The sequence below is a fragment of the Streptococcus sp. SO2 genome (assembly GCF_030440025.1).
The window spans coordinates 268,064-287,988 of the sequence record NZ_JAQFJH010000001.1 but is presented as its reverse complement, the minus strand read 5'-3'; the positions used below and the strand labels follow the sequence as shown (position 1 = coordinate 287,988).

The 19,925-nt window shown below is 42.7% G+C and carries 18 protein-coding genes and 1 pseudogene; 18 read left to right on the top strand and 1 reads right to left on the bottom strand.

Going from position 1 to position 19,925, the window contains the following annotated elements:
* Positions 1 to 101 precede the first annotated feature (101 nt).
* The 11 genes and pseudogenes from budA to alaS all read left to right on the top strand — a co-directional run bounded on the left by budA (position 102) and on the right by alaS (position 11,635).
* Entirely contained in the window at positions 102 to 833 is a 732-nt protein-coding gene (budA, locus tag PCY17_RS01380; protein ID WP_125413501.1) for an acetolactate decarboxylase, read from the top strand.
* 9 nt (positions 834 to 842) lie between these two features.
* The gene (locus PCY17_RS01375; RefSeq protein ID WP_125413502.1) at positions 843 to 1,595 is read left to right on the top strand and encodes a YhfC family intramembrane metalloprotease; all 753 of its coding nucleotides are present in this window, start codon (positions 843 to 845) and stop codon (positions 1,593 to 1,595) included.
* A gap of 111 nt (positions 1,596 to 1,706) precedes the next feature.
* Complete coding sequence (gene murB, locus PCY17_RS01370) at positions 1,707 to 2,612, top strand: UDP-N-acetylmuramate dehydrogenase (RefSeq protein WP_125413503.1); 906 nt, start codon at positions 1,707 to 1,709, stop codon at positions 2,610 to 2,612.
* A gap of 159 nt (positions 2,613 to 2,771) precedes the next feature.
* On the top strand, positions 2,772 to 3,929 hold the full coding sequence (locus PCY17_RS01365; RefSeq protein ID WP_125413504.1) for an ABC transporter ATP-binding protein: 1,158 nt from the start codon (positions 2,772 to 2,774) through the stop codon (positions 3,927 to 3,929).
* Positions 3,910 to 4,716, top strand: a complete 807-nt coding sequence (locus PCY17_RS01360) for an ABC transporter permease (protein WP_000754114.1) — start codon at positions 3,910 to 3,912, stop codon at positions 4,714 to 4,716. The genes PCY17_RS01365 and PCY17_RS01360 overlap by 20 nt, the downstream gene beginning before the upstream one ends.
* Positions 4,713 to 5,486 carry an ABC transporter permease gene (locus tag PCY17_RS01355; RefSeq protein WP_000712716.1) on the top strand — a complete coding sequence of 258 codons (774 nt, stop codon included), beginning with the start codon at positions 4,713 to 4,715 and terminating at the stop codon, positions 5,484 to 5,486. Before PCY17_RS01360 ends, PCY17_RS01355 begins: the two co-directional genes overlap by 4 nt.
* Positions 5,483 to 6,553, top strand: coding sequence for an ABC transporter substrate-binding protein (locus tag PCY17_RS01350; protein ID WP_125413505.1), 1,071 nt, complete (start codon positions 5,483 to 5,485; stop codon positions 6,551 to 6,553). Before PCY17_RS01355 ends, PCY17_RS01350 begins: the two co-directional genes overlap by 4 nt.
* 498 nt (positions 6,554 to 7,051) lie before the next feature.
* A pseudogene (locus PCY17_RS01345) lies at positions 7,052 to 7,273 on the top strand (hypothetical protein); the annotation flags it as partial.
* A 183-nt stretch (positions 7,274 to 7,456) separates the two neighbouring features.
* Positions 7,457 to 8,077: a lipopolysaccharide assembly protein LapB gene (locus PCY17_RS01340; RefSeq protein ID WP_301391048.1), complete on the top strand. Its 621-nt coding sequence runs from the start codon at positions 7,457 to 7,459 to the stop codon at positions 8,075 to 8,077.
* Between the two features lie 433 nt (positions 8,078 to 8,510).
* Positions 8,511 to 8,996, top strand: a complete 486-nt coding sequence (locus PCY17_RS01335; RefSeq protein WP_000847086.1) for an LURP-one-related/scramblase family protein — start codon at positions 8,511 to 8,513, stop codon at positions 8,994 to 8,996.
* 20 nt (positions 8,997 to 9,016) lie between these two features.
* The gene (gene alaS, locus PCY17_RS01330) at positions 9,017 to 11,635 is read left to right on the top strand and encodes an alanine--tRNA ligase (protein ID WP_301391047.1); all 2,619 of its coding nucleotides are present in this window, start codon (positions 9,017 to 9,019) and stop codon (positions 11,633 to 11,635) included.
* Between the two features lie 87 nt (positions 11,636 to 11,722).
* Here alaS and PCY17_RS01325 read toward each other — a convergent pair whose 3' ends face one another.
* Positions 11,723 to 13,171 (bottom strand): alpha-amylase, encoded by a 1,449-nt coding sequence (locus PCY17_RS01325; RefSeq protein ID WP_301391046.1) that lies wholly within the window; start codon positions 13,169 to 13,171, stop codon positions 11,723 to 11,725.
* 272 nt (positions 13,172 to 13,443) lie between these two features.
* On the opposite strand from PCY17_RS01325, the gene PCY17_RS01320 reads away from it, so the two are divergent.
* The 7 genes from PCY17_RS01320 to PCY17_RS01290 are packed head-to-tail and all read left to right on the top strand — an operon-like array spanning position 13,444 to position 19,849.
* Positions 13,444 to 14,607: a class I SAM-dependent rRNA methyltransferase gene (locus PCY17_RS01320; RefSeq protein ID WP_301391045.1), complete on the top strand. Its 1,164-nt coding sequence runs from the start codon at positions 13,444 to 13,446 to the stop codon at positions 14,605 to 14,607.
* Positions 14,604 to 15,281: a type I 3-dehydroquinate dehydratase gene (gene aroD / locus PCY17_RS01315; RefSeq protein WP_125418216.1), complete on the top strand. Its 678-nt coding sequence runs from the start codon at positions 14,604 to 14,606 to the stop codon at positions 15,279 to 15,281. The genes PCY17_RS01320 and aroD overlap by 4 nt, the downstream gene beginning before the upstream one ends.
* Entirely contained in the window at positions 15,271 to 16,125 is an 855-nt protein-coding gene (locus PCY17_RS01310; protein WP_125418214.1) for a shikimate dehydrogenase, read from the top strand. Before aroD ends, PCY17_RS01310 begins: the two co-directional genes overlap by 11 nt.
* Before the next feature lie 18 nt (positions 16,126 to 16,143).
* Entirely contained in the window at positions 16,144 to 17,211 is a 1,068-nt protein-coding gene (gene aroB, locus PCY17_RS01305; RefSeq protein WP_247924224.1) for a 3-dehydroquinate synthase, read from the top strand.
* Between the two features lie 9 nt (positions 17,212 to 17,220).
* Positions 17,221 to 18,387, top strand: a complete 1,167-nt coding sequence (aroC, locus tag PCY17_RS01300; protein WP_061420721.1) for a chorismate synthase — start codon at positions 17,221 to 17,223, stop codon at positions 18,385 to 18,387.
* A 9-nt stretch (positions 18,388 to 18,396) separates the two neighbouring features.
* Positions 18,397 to 19,500, top strand: a complete 1,104-nt coding sequence (locus PCY17_RS01295) for a prephenate dehydrogenase (RefSeq protein ID WP_061420722.1) — start codon at positions 18,397 to 18,399, stop codon at positions 19,498 to 19,500.
* 10 nt (positions 19,501 to 19,510) lie between these two features.
* Complete coding sequence (locus PCY17_RS01290) at positions 19,511 to 19,849, top strand: YlbF/YmcA family competence regulator (RefSeq protein WP_000065973.1); 339 nt, start codon at positions 19,511 to 19,513, stop codon at positions 19,847 to 19,849.
* Positions 19,850 to 19,925 lie beyond the last annotated feature (76 nt).

The window sequence follows — 19,925 nt, the reverse complement described above, 5'->3', positions numbered from 1 at the left end:
TCCTTTGCAATGGGAAAAGCATTTCTCCCTTTCACAACTAGGAGCAAATGTGGTATACTTAGAAAGTATAATGATTCATTGAAAAGAAGATAAGAAAGAGAATGGATAGAAAAGTGCAGGAACCGGTTAAATTATTTCAATACAATACTCTAGGTGCCCTAATGGCTGGTCTCTATGGTGGAACCATGACAGTAGGAGAATTGCTGGAACATGGTGACCTCGGCTTGGGAACTTTGGATTCGATTGACGGGGAGTTGATTGTCCTTGATGGCAAGGCTTATCAAGCTAAGGGGTCTGGTCAAACGCCTGAAATCGTCGAAGTGGCGGCGGATGCCCTTATTCCCTATGCAGCAGTGGTTCCTCATCAGGCAGAAGTGATTTTTCGTCAGCGCTTTGAGATGACAGATAAGGAATTGGAAAAGCGAATTGAGTCCTACTATGATGGAGAAAATCTTTTTCGCTCCATCAAGATTCATGGCGAATTTTCACAAATGCATGTGCGGATGATTCCCAAATCCACACCTGATACCAAGTTTGCTGAGGTTGCTACCCATCAGCCTGAATATAGACGTGAAAATGTATCGGGAACCATCGTTGGATTTTGGACACCGGAGATTTTCCATGGGGTGAGTGTTGCAGGCTACCATTTGCATTTTATCTCAGATGATTTGACTTTTGGTGGACACGTGATGGACTTTGTTATCAAAGAAGGAATGATCGAGGTTGGGGCAGTCGACCAGTTGGACCAACGTTTTCCAGTCCAAGATCGCCAGTATTTATTTGCCAAATTTAACGTTGACGAGATGAAGAAAGACATTGATAAGTCAGAATAGGAGAAAAAGATGACAGTACATATTATCCTCACCATGGTTGCTTTGGTTCTCATTCTAGTAAGTGGAACTTGGTATGCCAAAAAACGGTTTAAAATCTCTCTTGCAGTGATGGGCTTGGGAGCAATCGCATTTTTTGTTTCTTCTCAAGTGTTAGAGAAGATGGTTCACCTTCTGGTACTTCATCCGCAAAAAGATGGAACCATTCCGCTCATGCAGGAGCACCCTTTTTTATACGTCCTTTATGGAATCGCCATGGCGGCCCTCTTTGAGGAAACGGCTCGTCTTGTCTTTTTTAAATGGTTGGAGAAAAAGAGAAGGCTAGAAGATCGAGATGCTTTGGCTTATGGTTTGGGACATGGGGGCTTGGAGATGCTCTATCTCGGAATGGGAAGCTTGATCAGTTTGTTGATTCTCTTTTCACTCATTCAGTCTTCAAATACTGATGTAGCCAATCTCCTTCCAAAGACTACACTCGAAACGGTTCAGTCTCTTTCTGTATGGCAGGTTTATTTACTAGGAGTTGAACGTGTGCTTGCTCTGGTTCTACAAATTGGTCTTTCCATCTGGGTCTATCAAAGTGTCCGTCAAAAGAAATGGATCTACCTCCTTGCTGCCTATGGTTTGCATGCCTTGTTTGACTTGGCTCCAGCCTTATCTCAAGTGGGATGGATTGCAAATCCGCTTCTAGTTGAGTTTATTCTTCTCGTAGAACTTCTAGCCTTTATCTGGCTGACAAAATCTACATTTTGGAAAAAATCATAAAAAGAGGGGTGACCTCTTTTTTTATGTAAAGATAAAACAAGCTCTTTTTATGGTCGTCAAATGTCTCTAAAAATGGTATAATGGAATGAATTTTGAAAAAGGAAGAGTGACATGTCAGTAAAAGAAAAAATGCTTGAAATCCTAGAAGGAATCGATATTCGTTTTAAGGAACCCTTGAAGACCTATACCTATACAAAGGTAGGAGGTCGAGCGGATTATCTAGTTTTGCCACGCAATCGCTATGAGATGGCCCGTGTCGTCCAATTTGCCAATCAAGAGAATATTCCCTGGATGGTGCTAGGAAATGCCAGCAATATCATCGTTCGTGAAGGTGGAATCCGTGGTTTTGTCATCTTATGCGATAAGCTTAATAACGTTTCGGTTGATGGCTATACCATCGAAGCAGAAGCTGGAGCGAACTTGATCGAAACGACACGTATTGCCCTCCGTCATAGTTTGACTGGTTTTGAGTTTGCTTGTGGGATTCCTGGAAGCATCGGTGGAGCTGTCTTTATGAATGCGGGTGCCTATGGAGGAGAGATTGCTCATATCTTGCAGTCTTGTCAAGTTTTGACCAAGGAAGGGGAAATCGAGACCTTGTCAGTCAAGGACTTGGCTTTTGGTTACCGTCATTCAGCTATTCAGGATTCTGGGGCTGTTGTTTTGTCAGCTAAATTTGCTCTAGCTCCAGGGAATCATCAGGTTATCAAGCAAGAAATGAACCGCTTGACGCACCTACGTGAACTCAAACAACCTCTAGAATACCCATCATGTGGGTCAGTCTTTAAGCGTCCAGTTGGGCATTTTGCAGGACAGTTGATTTCAGAGGCTGGCTTGAAAGGCTATCGTATCGGTGGTGTGGAAGTATCTGAAAAGCATGCCGGTTTCATGATCAATGTTGCTGACGGAACGGCCAAAGACTACGAAGACTTAATCCAATCTGTTATCGAAAAAGTCAAGAAACACTCAGGTGTCACCCTTGAGAGAGAAGTCCGAATTTTGGGCGAGAAGGAATAAGGTTGGGGTAGAAAAGTTGCTGCTATAACCATTGTAAAGGGGGTGAAAGCCTATCGTGAGTGAAGATGTATGTAGGCAGTTCAATCTCCTACACGAGGTAGTAGCGGCCTGACAGAGCCCTGATCTGTTAATTTATGAAAAAGAAGGAATTTATGACAATTGAAAAAACCAATTATTGAATTCAAAAACGTCTCTAAAGTTTTTGAAGACAGCAACACCAAGGTTCTCAAAGATATTAACTTTGAGTTGGAAGAAGGGAAATTTTACACTCTTTTGGGCGCATCTGGTTCAGGAAAGTCAACCATCCTAAACATCATTGCAGGTTTACTGGATGCGACAACAGGGGATATTTTACTGGATGGGGTGCGGATCAATGATATCCCAACTAATAAACGAGATGTCCATACGGTTTTCCAATCCTATGCCTTGTTTCCACATATGAATGTGTTTGAAAATGTTGCCTTTCCACTCCGCTTGCGTAAAGTCGACAAGAAAGAAGTCGAACAACGCGTAGCGGAAGTTCTCAAGATGGTTCAGTTGGAAGGTTACGAGAAGCGTTCCATTCGTAAACTCTCTGGAGGACAACGTCAGCGTGTGGCCATTGCCCGTGCCATTATCAACCAGCCCCGTGTGGTTTTGTTGGATGAGCCTTTGTCAGCGCTGGACTTGAAATTGCGAACAGACATGCAGTATGAACTGCGTGAATTGCAACAACGATTGGGGATTACCTTTGTCTTTGTCACTCACGATCAGGAAGAAGCTCTTGCTATGAGTGACTGGATTTTCGTTATGAATGATGGCGAGATTGTTCAGTCTGGAACGCCTGTAGACATCTATGATGAGCCGATCAACCACTTTGTTGCTACCTTTATCGGTGAGTCAAATATCTTGCCAGGAACCATGATTGAAGACTACTTGGTCGAGTTTAACGGCAAACGCTTTGAAGCGGTTGATGGAGGGATGAAGCCAAATGAGCCTGTTGAGGTTGTCATTCGTCCAGAGGACTTGCGCATCACCCTTCCTGAAGAAGGCAAGCTCCAAGTCAAGGTGGATACCCAGCTCTTCCGTGGGGTTCACTATGAGATTATCGCCTATGACGAACTCGGAAACGAATGGATGATTCACTCGACCCGTAAGGCAATCGTTGGCGAGGAAATCGGTCTGGACTTTGAACCAGAAGATATCCACATCATGCGTCTCAACGAAACCGAAGAAGAGTTCGATGCTCGTATCGAGGAGTACGTAGAAATCGAAGAGCAAGAAGCAGGTCTGATTAACGCGATCGAGGAGGAAAGAGATGAAGAAAACAACCTCTAAACTCTTTGTAGTGCCCTACATGCTTTGGATTGCCCTCTTTGTCCTCGCACCCTTGGTCTTGATTTTTGGACAATCCTTTTTCAACATTGAAGGGCAGTTTAGTTTAGAAAATTATAAATCTTACTTTGCGTCACAAAACTTGACCTACCTCAAAATGAGCTTCAACTCTGTGCTTTATGCAGGGATTGTAACCTTGGTAACACTGCTCATCAGCTATCCAACCGCCCTCTTTTTGACCCGTCTCAAGCACCGTCAACTCTGGCTCATGCTGATTATCTTGCCAACCTGGATTAATTTGCTCCTCAAGGCCTATGCCTTTATCGGAATTTTTGGTCAGAATGGCTCTATTAACCAATTTTTGGAATTCATCGGAATCGGTTCGCAGCAGTTGCTCTTTACGGATTTCTCCTTCATCTTTGTCGCAAGCTACATCGAGCTTCCCTTTATGATTTTGCCGATTTTCAATGTCTTGGATGATATGGACAACAATCTTATCAATGCCAGCTATGACCTCGGTGCGACCAAGTGGGAGACCTTCCGCCATGTTATCTTCCCCCTTTCTATGAACGGGGTGAGAAGTGGGGTTCAGTCTGTCTTTATCCCTAGTTTGAGTCTCTTCATGCTGACACGTTTGATTGGTGGGAACCGCGTTATCACGCTGGGAACGGCTATTGAGCAGAACTTCCTGACCAATGACAACTACGGTATGGGTTCTACCATCGGGGTTATCCTTATCCTGACCATGTTCATCACCATGTGGGTGACCAAGGAAAGGAGAGAACGATGAAAAAATTTGCCAATCTCTACCTAGCCTTTGTCTTTATCATCCTTTATTTGCCAATTTTTTACCTGATTGGCTATGCATTTAATGCTGGCGATGATATGAACAGCTTTACAGGATTTAGTCTGAGTCATTTTAAAACTATGTTTGGTGATGGTCGCCTCATGTTGATCCTCACCCAGACCTTTTTCTTGGCCTTTTTATCAGCCTTGATTGCGACCATTATCGGGACTTTCGGTGCTATCTATATCTACCAGTCTCGTAAGAAATACCAAGAAGCCTTTTTATCACTCAATAATATCCTCATGGTTGCGCCTGACGTTATGATTGGTGCCAGCTTCTTGATTCTCTTTACCCAGCTTAAGTTTTCACTTGGCTTTTTGACGGTTCTATCTAGTCACGTGGCCTTTTCCATCCCTATCGTGGTCTTGATGGTCTTGCCTCGTCTCAAGGAGATGAATGATGACATGATTCATGCGGCCTATGACTTGGGTGCCAGCCAGTTTCAGATGTTCAAGGAAATCATGCTACCGTACCTGACACCGTCTATCATTGCAGGTTATTTCATGGCCTTCACCTATTCGCTAGATGACTTTGCCGTGACCTTCTTTGTAACAGGAAATGGCTTTTCAACTCTGTCCGTTGAGATCTACTCTCGTGCTCGTAAGGGAATTTCGCTAGAAATCAATGCCCTCTCTGCCCTTGTCTTTCTCTTTAGTATTATCCTAGTTGTTGGATATTACTTTATCTCACGTGAGAAGGAGGAGCAAGCATGAAAAAACTCTATTCATTTTTAGCAGGAATTGCAGCAATTATCCTTGTCTTGTGGGGGATTGCGACTCATCTAGACAGTAAAATCAATAGCCGAGACAGTCAGAAATTGGTTATCTACAACTGGGGGGACTATATCGATCCAGAACTCTTGGAGAAATTCACAGAAGAAACAGGAATCCAAGTACAGTACGAGACCTTTGACTCCAACGAGGCCATGTATACCAAGATCAAGCAGGGTGGAACAACCTATGATATTGCCATCCCGAGTGAGTACATGATCAATAAGATGAAGGACGAAGACCTCTTGGTTCCGCTTGATTATTCAAAAATTGAAGGAATCGAAAATATCGGACCTGAGTTCCTCAACCAGTCTTTTGACCCGGGCAACAAATTCTCCATCCCGTACTTCTGGGGAACCTTGGGAATTGTCTACAATGAAACCATGGTAGAGGAGGCACCTGAGCATTGGGATGACCTCTGGAAACCAGAATACAAGGATTCCATCATGCTCTTTGATGGGGCGCGTGAGGTGCTGGGACTCGGGCTTAACTCGCTCGGTTACAGCCTTAATTCCAAGGATCCTCAGCAGCTGGAAGAGACAGTAGATAAGCTCTACAAACTGACTCCAAATATCAAGGCCATTGTGGCAGACGAGATGAAGGGTTACATGATTCAGAATAATGCTGCCATTGGTGTGACCTTCTCTGGGGAAGCCAGCCAGATGTTGGAGAAAAATCCTAACCTCAAGTATGTCGTTCCGACTGAGGCCAGCAACCTTTGGTTTGATAACATGGTCATTCCAAAAACCGTGAAAAACCAAGATGCAGCCTATGCCTTTATCAACTTTATGTTGAAACCCGAAAATGCTCTGAAAAATGCGGAGTATGTAGGTTACTCAACACCCAACCTACCAGCTAAGGAAATGCTCCCAGAGGAGACTCGTGAGGACAAATCCTTCTATCCAGACGATGATACCATGAAACACCTAGAAGTTTATGAGAAGTTTGACCATAAATGGACAGGAAAATACAGTGACCTCTTCCTACAGTTTAAAATGTACCGGAAGTAGGAGTTATCAGTTATGAAACGAATCAGTAAAGCTGGTTCGTTTTTTATATAGAAGGCAATTTTTGTAACTGTATGTTTTTCTATGATAGTTGCTGTGTTTAGTAATATGAAAATTGAGGATAAAAATAGTGATAAGTGAAATAACGGCGCATTTGTTTCAAGATTTTTTTATTTGTTGAATTCTACCTCCTTCATTAAAATTGCTTCATTAAAATTTTTAAAATTGACTACTAGCTACATATGCTTTTACCTCCTTTTATGCTATAATATTCTCAATAGAATATTTAATCTCCAAATAAATATTTCTTATGGAATAATTCCGTTTTATACCGTTTAGAATATTTAAGAGTATACAATGTTTAATAATGATTTTTTTGGAGATCGTCTGAAGGAACTGAGAAAGATCAAGAAGTTAACTCAGGTACAAATTTCTGAGATGATTGGTGTATAACAAGGTGCTTATTTTCGTTGGGAGAATGGAACTTTAGAGCCTAATTTAGACGCCATTGTCAAATTAGCAAAATTATTTGATACCACGACAGATTATTTACTAGGAAAAACGATTTACAGTACTCTAGATGGTATTTCTCATCCAATCACTAGAATTGATATGAAGAAGTTAAAAGAGTTTAATAAAACGGAACTTAATGATTTAAAATTTGCGCTTGTTATGAATGGAATAAAAAATATTTCACTGTATTTGACTATATGGATGAGCTAGTTTCTGAATATAATTTAGACAAAGAAGAGCAAGGAATATTGCTGCCTCTCTTTAAAGAGATTTATGATTATTTTAATGTAGATTAATGGTTTATAAGATTAAGTCTTAATAGATAGAGAATAGTATATTCTTGTTGAGTGATTCTATTTTATGAAGGTTGTTTGTAGTTGAAGGGGGAAATAGATGGACTCTAAAATTGATACAGCTTGGAACTTGTTTCTGGAAGGAAAATTATCAGAAGCTAAAAAGTTAGTTGAACAAGATTTTTCCATTGATACCTGTACAGATTTTAGTCTTTTAAATTTGATGGGATATTTATTGTTAGCAGAAAAAGACTATGTCTCATGTACCCATATCTTTGAGAAATACATTTTATTGGCTCAGCAAAATGAAGATAAAGAAAATGAACACATTGGCCTACATCAATTAGCTATGATCTACAGAGATCAGGGGGATTTTCATAAGGCTTTAAAACTTATTGAAGATGAAGAGAAGATAGTTGAAGAGCATTTTCCAAATGATAATCTAAAGAAAGCTGTGAATAACTATGAACAGGGCTATGTGAGATTTAAATTAAACAATCTTGATGAGGCTCTTACATTCATGAATCTGTCATTGGAACAATCTTTAGAGACTGATGATGTAATTTCTCAAGCTTGTGGCTATAGAGGGTTAGGTGAAATCTATTTAGCTTTGGAAGATACGGAATTATCCAATACACATTTCAAACGAGCTATAGAACTTTTCGAAAGTGTTGGAGAATTTGAAGGGATAAAGGAAATTGAGGAATTGATTAATGAATGATTTTAGATTTAGATTTTGTTATTAGTTTGCTTTATCTTAAAGAATGTAGATATGCAATTGACAGTCTAGATAATATTAAAGCGAGAGAGTAATATGTTATTTTGGATTTGTTTAATATCAACAATTATATTGGCTAATTTTGTTCTCCTGAAAGAGTAATTAAAGATACAGGGAATTGATTTGATTCAAGGGAGACGATTCCCAGTTGACGCAGAACCCAAAAAACGATATAATAAAAAAGTTGAGAATTGATTTTCAGTTATCTTAGTCCAGAGAAATGGCGGTGCTGCAAGCCATCTAAGCTAGGAAGTCATGCTACTCAATCAGACAATTGCATAAGAATAAGAGAATGACAAGTTCATTGAATGAAGGTGGTACCGCGGTTTTTCGCCCTTCGTGATATGGACTTGTCTTTTGATTTTTGGAGGTGTTTATGAAGACATTTCTCGTGAAACAAAAGTTTCGTCTTGGGGGCGAACGCTTCGATATCAAGGATGATAGAGGAGTAGTGAACTATCAGGTGGAGGGATCTTTCTTCCAAATTCCTAAGACCTTTACCATCTATGACGCCTATGGTGAGCAGGTCAGTGAAATCAGTAAAGAATTTTTCACCTTGCTTCCTCGCTTTACTATTCAGCTACGAAACGGTTCCAATTTCGTTATTCGTAAGAAGTTGACCTTCTGGCGAGATAAGTATGAGTTTGATAATCTGGGACTTCGTATCGAAGGCAATATTTGGGATTTAAATTTCAAATTGTTGGATGACCGTGATCAGCTTGTCGCCGAGATTCGGAAAGAGATTTTCCATTTGACCTCAACTTACACCGTAACCGTCTATGAAGACTCTTATGCAGACCTGGTTATTTCCCTTTGTGTCGCGATTGACTATGTGGAGATGCTGGAAAGCCAATCAAATTAAACAAGTAATAAGGAGATTTTATGAAACAACTATCTAGTGCTCAAGTTCGCCAAATGTGGCTTGATTTCTGGGCAAGCAAAGGTCACTCTGTAGAACCATCAGTCAGCTTGGTTCCAGTAAACGACCCAACTCTTTTGTGGATCAACTCTGGGGTAGCAACCCTTAAGAAATACTTTGACGGAACCATTATCCCTGAAAACCCACGTATTACCAATGCGCAAAAAGCCATCCGTACTAACGACATCGAAAACGTAGGGAAGACTGCGCGTCACCATACCATGTTTGAAATGTTGGGGAACTTCTCTATCGGGGATTACTTCCGTGACGAAGCTATCACTTGGGCTTATGAGCTTTTGACAAGCCCAGAATGGTTTGATTTTCCAGCTGATAAACTGTACATGACCTACTATCCAGACGATAAAGATTCTTACAACCGCTGGATTGAAGTAGGAGTGGATCCAAGCCACTTGATCCCAATCGAAGACAACTTCTGGGAAATCGGTGCGGGGCCTTCTGGACCTGATACAGAAATCTTCTTTGACCGTGGAGAAGCATTTGACCCAGAAAATATCGGTCTTCGCCTGCTTGCAGAGGATATCGAAAACGACCGTTATATCGAAATCTGGAACATCGTTTTGTCACAATTTAACGCAGACCCTGCTGTTCCTCGTAGCGAGTACAAGGAATTGCCACACAAGAACATTGATACGGGTGCTGGTTTGGAGCGTTTGGTGGCAGTTATCCAAGGGGCTAAGACAAACTTTGAAACAGACCTCTTCATGCCGATTATCCGTGAAGTTGAGAAATTGTCAGGTAAGGTCTACGACCAAGATGGCGATAACATGAGCTTTAAGGTCATTGCGGACCATATTCGTTCTCTTTCATTTGCCATCGGTGATGGTGCCCTTCCAGGAAATGAAGGTCGTGGTTATGTTCTTCGTCGTTTGCTCCGTCGTGCTTCTATGCACGGTCAAAAATTGGGCATCAACGAGCCTTTTCTTTACAAACTCGTTCCAACTGTTGGAAAAATCATGGAAAGCTACTACCCAGAAGTGCTTGAAAAACGTGACTTTATCGAGAAAATTGTGAAGAGCGAAGAAGAGTCATTTGCCCGTACCCTTCATTCAGGTCAACACTTTGCAGAAACCATTGTAGCTGATTTGAAAGCGAAAGGTCAAAACGTTATCGCGGGGCAAGATGTCTTCAAACTCTACGACACTTACGGATTCCCAGTGGAATTGACAGAAGAAATCGCTGAAGAAGCTGGGATGACTGTCGATCGTGAAGGTTTTGAAGCAGCCATGAAAGAACAGCAAGAACGTGCGCGTGCGTCTGCTGTTAAGGGTGGCTCAATGGGAATGCAAAATGAAACCCTCCAAAACATTACAGTGGAAAGTGTCTTCAACTACAATGCTAGTCAATTGCCTTCTAAGTTGGTGGCTATCGTAGCTGAAAACGCTGAAGTAGAAGCTGTTTCTGAAGGAACTGCCTCTCTGATCTTTGCGGAAACACCATTCTACGCTGAAATGGGTGGACAAGTAGCTGACCACGGTCAAATCTTGGATGCTGCAGGAAATCTTGTTGCTACTGTGACAGATGTTCAAAAAGCACCAAATGGACAACCACTCCATACCGTTGAAGTTCTTGCCCCTCTTGCTTTGAACCAAGAATATACTTTGGCAATTGATACCAATCGTCGTCACCGTGTTATGAAAAACCACACAGCGACTCACTTGCTCCATGCGGCCCTCCACAATATCCTTGGTCACCATGCGACACAAGCAGGCTCACTTAATGAGGTAGAATTCCTCCGCTTTGACTTCACGCACTTCCAAGCCGTAACTCCTGAAGAGTTGCGTGCTATTGAGCAACAAGTCAATGAGAAAATTTGGGAAGCAATTGCTGTAGAAACTGTTGAAACAGATATTGACACTGCCAAGGAAATGGGAGCGATGGCCCTCTTTGGTGAGAAATACGGTAAGGAAGTTCGTGTTGTGACCATCGGTGATTACTCTGTGGAACTCTGTGGTGGTACCCACGTTGGCAACACTTCTGAGATTGGTCTCTTCAAGATTGTCAAAGAAGAAGGGATCGGATCAGGAACTCGCCGTATCTTGGCAGTGACTGGTAAGGAAGCATTTGAAGCTTACCGTGAACAAGAAGACGCTCTGAAAGCAGTCGCAGCAACTCTTAAAGCACCTCAACTCAAGGAAGTTCCTCACAAGGTTGAAGGCCTTCAAGAGCAACTCCGTCAATTGCAAAAAGAAAATGCCGAATTGAAGGAAAAAGCTGCAGCAGCTGCAGCAGGTGATGTCTTCAAGGATGTGAAGGAAGTCAACGATCACCGTTACATTGCTAGTCAAGTTTCTGTATCAGATGCAGGTGCCCTCCGTACCTTTGCGGATAACTGGAAACAAAAAGACTACTCTGATGTGCTTGTCCTAGTTGCCGCTATTGGTGACAAGGTCAATGTCCTCGTAGCAAGCAAGACTAAAGATGTACACGCAGGAAACCTTGTCAAAGAATTGGCTCCAATCGTCGATGGACGTGGTGGTGGAAAACCAGACATGGCCATGGCAGGAGGAAGCAACCAAGCTAAGATTCAAGAACTCTTGGATGCAGTAGCAGGTAAATTGTAAGACAATAAAGATCTATCCATTTGGGTAGGTCTTTTTGTGATTACAAAAAAGCCAAATCCGATTGGATCTGGCTTGTAACTGATAGGTTTATTTTGCTGCCCAGACACTGACTGAACCCGCTGCTACTGGAAATTCTCCATAACCTTCAGCATTGATTGTAACTTGTGCTGGATGATTTTCAAGGAGGTCAACAAAGGTTTGATTAGCCCATTCTTGACCGACAAACATAGATTTGCTGTTTTCTTGGTCATTTGAGATGAGGACAGCGATTGGAGATTGATGTTCAGCACCTGAACGGACCCATCCGATACAGTTGGCATCGTCAAAATAGTCTGTTTGCTCTCCATAGGCCATGTCTTTTCGGATGGCTAGGAGACGATCAAGAACTTCTCTGAAATCTTGTTGAGCAAATTGCCCTGAAATGCCGTAATAGTCTCCGTAAAAGACACATGGAAGACCATCTTGGCGTAATAGAATGAGGGCATAGGCTGCTGGTTTGAACCATTCTTCAACAGTAGACTCAAGGGCCTGCCCTCGTTGAGTATCATGGTTGTCAACGAAAGTGACAGCCTTGTCAGGCTTGAGTTCAACCAAGCTATCAGTAAAGATAGTACGAAGGTCGTAGCTTGCTCCAGTCTGACTAGCTTCAAAGAGGTTTTGGTGGAGACGAACATCGACAAGGTCAAAACGTTCTTCTGTTTTCTCAAGATAGTCTAGATTGGCTTCCTTGTCTGGATTCCAAAATTCCCCAAAAACATAGAAATCTTGACCGTATTTTTCCTTCATATCACGAATGAAATTGCCCATAAAGAAGGAGTCGATGTGCTTAACGGCATCCAAACGGAAACCAGCTACACCAGTCGTTTCCATGAACCAGTCAGCCCAGTCATAGATATTTTGGATGACTTCAGGATGTTTAAAGTCTAGGTCGGCATACATGAGGTAGTCGTAGTTACCGTTTTCGTTATCGACCAATTCCTCGTTGGCCCAACCTTTATTGTCTCCTTGGATCAGGTAAATACCAGACTTACGGCGTTTGGCATCGTAGTCTGTACCTGTGAAGTGGTACCAGTGCCAGTGGAAGTCATTGTAGGTATCTTGGCGACCATCGAAAGTAAAGTGAGTCCAGCCATTGATAGTAAAGGGCTCGCTTAGTTGAACGGTACGATCCTCAGGGTCCACTTCAATAACCTGAAAGGCTTCCATATGATCGGCAGCAGCCTTGTGATTGAGCACCACATCGGCCATAGGTTGAATTCCTTGTGCCTTTAGGGTTTGAATGGCTTGAAGATAGTCTTCTTTAAAACCATACTTGGTACGGACAGTCCCTTTTTGGTGAAATTCACCTAGGTCAAAAAGATCGTAAACACCATAGCCGACATCTTTTTCGTTGGTTGCCTTGAAGGCAGGTGGCATCCAGACATGGCTGATACCAAGGTTTGCTAGGTGCTCTGCATCATTTGTCAGTCGCGTCCAGTGTTGGCCGTCGTGAGGCAAATACCATTCAAAGTATTGCATAAGTGTCTGATTTTGCATTGTTTTTCCTCTTGCTTATCAATGTTGTGTTTTATTCTACCATAAAGTTTAGAGCTAGGCAAACGTTTGCGCAAGATTCTATACTCATTTCTGTTTTTGTCTATTTTTAGCGAATAGAATCTCTCTTTCCATTATAAGGGAAAGGATGTTTTGGTGGAAAAGTAAATGGCATATATTTATTTTAACAAAAATGACACTCAGTAAACTAAAGTACAACTGGTTAAACGGTTTCTTTTTTGAGAATTGTCACAAAATTTGCTATAATAGTAGCTATGAATAGAATTAGGGTCAGCAGACGCGTTGAAAAAAAGCTAGCTAAGGGTCTAGTTCTTTTGGAAGCAAGTGATTTAACAGATATTGAACTGACGGATCAGGCAGTAGAAGTTCTTAGTCAAGACGGGAAGTTTTTAGGGAGCGCCTATTTTTCTCAACAGAATAAGGGAATCGGTTGGTTGGTCAGCAAGGAAAAGGTTCGTTTCAATCAAGCCTTTTTTGAAATCCTGTTTCGTAAGGCTAAGGAAGCTAGAAAGCCTTATTATCAAGATGACTTGACTACTGCCTTTCGCCTTTTTAACCAAGAGGGGGATGGTTTTGGTGGTCTGACTGTTGATCTCTATGGAGATTATGCTGTTTTTTCTTGGTACAACTCCTTTGTTTACCAAATTCGTGAGCTAATCGTAAAGGCTTTTAAGGAAGTTTTTCCTGAGGTCTTGGGGGCTTATGAGAAGATTCGTTTTAAAGGTCTAGACTACGAGTCTGCCTATGTTTATGGTGAGGAAGCGCCAGATTATTTTACTGTTCTTGAGAATGGCGTACTCTATCAGGTCTTTATGAATGATGGCTTGATGACCGGGATTTTCCTAGACCAGCATGAGGTTCGTGGGAGTCTGGTTGACGGTCTAGCCATGGGCAAATCCTTGCTCAATATGTTTTCCTATACGGCGGCCTTTTCAGTTGCTGCAGCTATGGGAGGTGCCAGTGAGACGACTTCAGTTGACTTGGCCAAACGGTCTAGAGAGCTGTCAGAAGCTCATTTTCAGGCAAATGGACTCAGCACGGACAATCATCGTTTTATCGTCATGGATGTCTTTGAGTACTTCAAGTATGCCAAGAGAAAAGGCTTGACCTATGATGTGATTGTTCTTGATCCGCCAAGCTTTGCCCGCAATAAAAAACAAACATTCTCTGTAGCTAAGGACTATCACAAGTTGATATCCCAGAGTCTAGAGATTTTAAATACGGGAGGCATTATCATTGCCAGTACCAATGCTGCCAATGTTTCCCGCCAGAAATTTACAGAACAAATTGATAAAGGTTTTGCAGGAAGAAGGTATCAGATCTTGAACCAATATGGTCTTCCAGCAGACTTTGCCTATAATAAAAAAGATGAAAGCAGTAATTACCTCAAGGTGATTAGTATGAAGGTTAGTAGATGAAATTAATCGTTTCAGTAATGCCAAGAAGTTTAGAAGAAGCGCAAGAACTGGATGCCACTAGGTATGAAGATGCCGATATCATTGAGTGGCGTGCGGACTTTCTTACAAAGGACGCTATTTTACAGGTAGCACCTGCAATCTTTGAGAAATTCGCAGGCCGCGAACTTGTCTTTACCCTTCGGACTCGCTATGAGGGAGGAGAAATCGAACTGTCTTCTGAGGAGTATGTTCAAATCATTAAGGAAGTTACTCAGCTCTATCAGCCGGATTATGTAGATTTTGAGTATTTCAGCTACAAGGACGTTTTTGAGGAAATGTTGGATTTTCCAAATCTTGTTTTGAGCTATCATAATTTCCAGGAGACACCTGAAAACATGATGGAAATTTTGTCTGAGTTGACCAGCCTTTCTCCCAAAGTAGTCAAGGTATCAGTTATGGCCCATACGGAGCAGGATGTTTTAGACCTGATGAACTACACTCGAGGATTTAAAACACTCAACCCTGAGCAAGAGTACGTGACCATTTCCATGGGGAAAATGGGCAAGGTATCACGCATTACTTCAGATGTGACGGGTTCAAGTTGGTCATTTGCTAGTCTGGATGAAGCGAGTGCCCCAGGTCAGATTTCGCTATCAAACATGAAGAAAATCAGGGAGATTTTGGATGAAGCTTGATGGCTACACACGTATGGCAGCTGTTGTTGCAAATCCCATCAAACACTCTATTTCACCCTTTATCCACAATAGGGCCTTTGAGGCGACAGCTACCAATGGTGCCTATGTAGCTTGGGAGATTGAAGCGGGTGATTTGGCAGAAACAGTCGCTAATATTCGCCGTTACCAGATGTTTGGGATTAATCTCTCCATGCCTTACAAGGAGCAAGTGATTCCTTATCTGGATGAGTTGAGTGATGAGGCTCGTTTGATTGGGGCGGTCAATACAGTTGTTAATCAAGACGGAACGTTAATTGGATATAATACAGATGGCAAGGGATTCTTTAAGAGCTTGCCTTCTTTTACAATCTCGGATAAGAGAATGACCATTCTGGGCGCAGGTGGTGCAGCCAAATCCATTTTGGCGCAAGCTATTTTGGATGGCGTCAGTCAGATTTCAGTTTTTGTTCGTTCAGTTTCCATGGAAAAAACAAGACCTTACCTAGACAAGTTGCAGGACCAAACAGGATTTAAAGTGGACTTATATGCTTTAGAAGATATTTCTGAGCTGCAATCAAGGATTGCTGAGTCGGATTTACTGGTCAATGCGACCAGTGTAGGAATGGATGGTCAGTCGTCCCCAGTTCCAGAAAGCATCAATTTGCCAGAGGCTCTCTTGGTCGCAGATATCATTTACCAACCTTTTGAGACACCATTTTTGAAATGGGCTAGAAGCCAGGGCAATCCAGCTGTCAATGGTCTGGGAATGTTGCTCTATCAAGCTGCTGAAGCTTTTCAACTGTGGACAGGTAAAGAAATGCCGACAGAAGAAATTTGGCAGTCCTTAACAGAAAAATATAAATAGTGAAAAGGAGATCCTACTATGAAAATCAGAATCGATATTCCGCATCATCCTTATGATATTCAGATTGAAAAAGGTTGTCTGGCTCAGGCTGGTCAATGGTTGCGAGAACTCTGGCAACCACAAAAAGTGGTTATCGTAACCGACAACCATGTAGCTTCTCTCTATGCAGAGAAGGTTAAACTCAGCCTAGAAGATGCTGGTTTTCAGGTAGCTGTTTTTGACTTTTTAGAAGGCGAAGAACGAAAGAATTTAACAACTGTTCAGAAGGTCTATGAATTTCTAGTCAAGCAAGGTCTGACTCGTAGCGATGGGATCGTGGCTCTTGGTGGTGGTGTCGTTGGGGATCTGGCTGGTTTCGTAGCCTCTACCTATATGCGAGGCATTCACTTTGTTCAGATTCCGACTAGTTTGACTGCACAGGTTGATTCTTCTATCGGTGGAAAGACGGGTGTCAATACTCTTTTTGCTAAAAATATGGTGGGAACTTTTGCCCAACCAGATGGGGTTCTGATTGACCCGCTTGTCCTTGAAACACTCGGGAAAAGAGAGTTGATTGAGGGAATGGGTGAGGTTATCAAGTACGGCTTGATTGAGGATCCAGAACTGTGGGCTCTCTTGATGGAGCTAGATGGTTCTGTAGAGAGCATTCTGGAACATGCAGAGACTTTGATTGAACATTCTTGTCAGGTGAAGCGCAAGATGGTGGTTGAGGATGAGTTGGATAACGGTGTTCGCCTTTACCTCAATTTTGGGCACACTATTGGCCATGCTATCGAAGCGACTGCTGGTTATGGGAAAGTCATGCATGGTGAGGCCGTGGCCATGGGGATGGTGCAGATTTCCAAGGTTGCTGAGGAAAAAGGTCTTATGCCAGAAGGAATAACCCAGTCCATTAGAGAGATGTGCCAGAAATTTGGTTTACCTATTGACTATGAAAACTGGAATGTTGACAAGCTCTATCAGGCTTTGACTCATGATAAGAAAGCGCGTGGCAACACCTTGAAATTGGTCTTGGTACCAGAGCTTGGTTCAGCGACCATTCACCCAGTTTCTCTGGAAGAGATAAAAGACTACTTGGTAAAATAAGGAGAACGTATGAGATATTTAACTGCAGGAGAATCACACGGTCCTCGTTTGACGGCTATCATTGAAGGAATTCCCGCTGGACTTCCTTTGACAGCTGAGGATATTAATGGAGACCTTAAACGCCGTCAGGGTGGCTACGGTCGTGGTGGCCGTATGAAGATTGAGAGTGACCAGGTTGTCTTTACTTCGGGCGTTCGTCACGGGAAGACGACAGGGGCTCCCATTACCATGGATGTCATCAATAAGGACCACCAAAAATGGTTGGATATCATGTCTGCGGAGGACATTGAAGACCGCCTTAAAAGCAAACGAAAAATTACCCATCCTCGCCCAGGTCATGCCGATTTGGTTGGGGGCATCAAGTACCGTTTTGACGATTTGCGAAATTCCTTGGAGCGGTCATCTGCTCGTGAAACAACCATGCGAGTTGCTGTTGGGGCAGTAGCCAAACGTCTCTTAGCTGAGCTGGATATGGAGATTGCCAACCATGTCGTGGTTTTTGGTGGCAAGGAAATCGATGTACCTGAAAATCTGACAGTCGCTGAGATTAAGGAACGAGCTGCCCAGTCTGAAGTTTCTATTGTCAACCGAGAGCGGGAACAGGAAATCAAGGACTATATTGACCAAATCAAACGTGACGGTGATACCATTGGTGGGGTTGTGGAGACAGTCGTCGGAGGTGTTCCAGTTGGTCTTGGCTCTTATGTCCAATGGGACAGAAAATTGGATGCGCGATTGGCACAAGCAGTTGTTTCTATCAATGCCTTTAAAGGGGTGGAATTTGGTCTCGGATTTGAAGCTGGTTACCGCAAAGGCAGCCAGGTTATGGATGAAATTCTCTGGTCTAAAGAAGACGGCTATACTCGTCGTACCAATAATCTAGGTGGTTTCGAAGGTGGTATGACCAATGGGCAACCAATTGTTGTTCGTGGTGTTATGAAACCCATTCCCACTCTTTACAAACCATTGATGAGTGTGGATATCGAAACCCACGAACCTTACAAGGCAACCGTGGAGAGAAGTGATCCGACCGCCCTTCCAGCTGCAGGTGTGGTCATGGAAGCTGTTGTGGCAACGGTTCTGGCGCAGGAAATTCTTGAAAAATTCTCATCAGATAATCTTGAAGAATTAAAAGAGGCAGTTGCCAAGCACCGAGACTATACAAAGAACTATTAAGGAGTCCTTATGGCAAAAACCATCTATATCGCAGGTCTCGGTTTGATTGGTGCTTCGATGGCACTCGGTATCAAGCGTGATCATCCGGATTATGAAATTCTAGGTTATAATCGCAGTCAGGCTTCGAGAGATATTGCCTTGGAGCGGGGGATGATTGACCGTGCGACGGATGATTTTGCCAGTTTCGCTCCCCTAGCAGATGTCATCATCTTGACCTTGCCAATCAAACAGACCATTGCTTTTATTAAGGAGCTGGCAAACTTAGACTTGAAGGAAGGCGTCATTATCTCGGATGCCGGCTCGACCAAGTCAGCCATTGTGGAAGCAGCGGAGAAGTATTTAGCTGGCAAGCCTGTTCGCTTTGTTGGGGCCCATCCCATGGCTGGTAGCCACAAGACAGGGGCTGCTTCTGCGGATGTTAATCTCTTCGAAAATGCCTATTATATCTTTACGCCTTCGAGTCTGACAAGTCCTGGCACGCTTGAGGAAATGAAGGATCTGCTTTCAGGCCTTCATGCTCGTTTTATCGAGATTGATGCCAAGGAGCATGATCGGGTGACTTCTCAGATTAGTCATTTTCCTCATATTCTGGCTTCCAGCCTCATGGAGCAGACAGCGGTCTATGCACAAGAACATGAGATGGCAAGGCGCTTTGCGGCGGGTGGTTTTCGAGATATGACTCGCATTGCGGAAAGCGAGCCAGGTATGTGGACTTCCATTCTCTTGTCCAATCGTGAGACTATTCTAGATCGGATTGAGGATTTCAAGGAGCGCCTAGATGAGGTTGGACAAGCCATCAGCAAGGGAGATGAAGAGCAAATCTGGAACTTTTTCAATCAAGCGCGTGAGCAACGTCAGGCCATGGAAATCCATAAGCGTGGTGGTGTGGATAGCTCTTACGACCTCTATGTCGATGTTCCCGATGAAGAAGATGTCATCTTGCGGATTTTGGAATTGCTACGTGGGACTTCTTTGGTTAATATCCACATCAACGAAGAAAACCGTGAGGATATTCACGGTATTCTACAAATTTCCTTTAAAAATGCTCAAGATTTAGAACGAGCTGAACGCTTAATTACAGAAAATACGGACTATACAGTCGTCATCAAATAAGGAGAAAATCATGTCAAATATTTACGATAGTGCAAATGAACTTAGTCGCGGGTTACGCGAATTACCAGAATACAAGGCGGTCAAGGCAGCCAAAGATGCTATCCAAGCTGATGAACAAGCTAGCAAGATTTTTGCAGACTACCTCGCTTTCCAGCAAGAAATCCAAGTCATGGCGCAAACGGGACAAATGCCAGACGCCTCTTTCCAAGAAAAGATGCAGTCTTTCAGTAAGCAAATCCAAGAGAACGCTCTTTTGTCAGATTTCTTTGCCAAACAGCAACAATTGTCCATTTACCTTTCAGACATTGAAAAAATTGTCTTTGAGCCTGTTTCAGAATTGTTGAAATAGTATTTTATCTGTATAAAAGCCAGAAATTTCAGGAATTTCTGGCTTTTTTGTGATAAAATAAGAAAAAGTATTGCAA

Excerpts from the sequence above, each read along its gene's own strand:
- budA (WP_125413501.1), top strand. The coding sequence starts at position 102 with ATGGATAGAAAAGTGCAGGAACCGGTTAAATTATTTCAATACAATACT.
- PCY17_RS01375 (WP_125413502.1), top strand. The coding sequence starts at position 843 with ATGACAGTACATATTATCCTCACCATGGTTGCTTTGGTTCTCATTCTA.
- murB (WP_125413503.1), top strand. The coding sequence starts at position 1,707 with ATGTCAGTAAAAGAAAAAATGCTTGAAATCCTAGAAGGAATCGATATT.
- PCY17_RS01360 (WP_000754114.1), top strand. The coding sequence starts at position 3,910 with ATGAAGAAAACAACCTCTAAACTCTTTGTAGTGCCCTACATGCTTTGG.
- PCY17_RS01355 (WP_000712716.1), top strand. The coding sequence starts at position 4,713 with ATGAAAAAATTTGCCAATCTCTACCTAGCCTTTGTCTTTATCATCCTT.
- PCY17_RS01350 (WP_125413505.1), top strand. The coding sequence starts at position 5,483 with ATGAAAAAACTCTATTCATTTTTAGCAGGAATTGCAGCAATTATCCTT.
- PCY17_RS01340 (WP_301391048.1), top strand. The coding sequence starts at position 7,457 with ATGGACTCTAAAATTGATACAGCTTGGAACTTGTTTCTGGAAGGAAAA.
- PCY17_RS01335 (WP_000847086.1), top strand. The coding sequence starts at position 8,511 with ATGAAGACATTTCTCGTGAAACAAAAGTTTCGTCTTGGGGGCGAACGC.
- alaS (WP_301391047.1), top strand. The coding sequence starts at position 9,017 with ATGAAACAACTATCTAGTGCTCAAGTTCGCCAAATGTGGCTTGATTTC.
- PCY17_RS01325 (WP_301391046.1), bottom strand. The coding sequence starts at position 13,171 with ATGCAAAATCAGACACTTATGCAATACTTTGAATGGTATTTGCCTCAC.
- PCY17_RS01320 (WP_301391045.1), top strand. The coding sequence starts at position 13,444 with ATGAATAGAATTAGGGTCAGCAGACGCGTTGAAAAAAAGCTAGCTAAG.
- aroD (WP_125418216.1), top strand. The coding sequence starts at position 14,604 with ATGAAATTAATCGTTTCAGTAATGCCAAGAAGTTTAGAAGAAGCGCAA.
- PCY17_RS01310 (WP_125418214.1), top strand. The coding sequence starts at position 15,271 with ATGAAGCTTGATGGCTACACACGTATGGCAGCTGTTGTTGCAAATCCC.
- aroB (WP_247924224.1), top strand. The coding sequence starts at position 16,144 with ATGAAAATCAGAATCGATATTCCGCATCATCCTTATGATATTCAGATT.
- aroC (WP_061420721.1), top strand. The coding sequence starts at position 17,221 with ATGAGATATTTAACTGCAGGAGAATCACACGGTCCTCGTTTGACGGCT.
- PCY17_RS01295 (WP_061420722.1), top strand. The coding sequence starts at position 18,397 with ATGGCAAAAACCATCTATATCGCAGGTCTCGGTTTGATTGGTGCTTCG.
- PCY17_RS01290 (WP_000065973.1), top strand. The coding sequence starts at position 19,511 with ATGTCAAATATTTACGATAGTGCAAATGAACTTAGTCGCGGGTTACGC.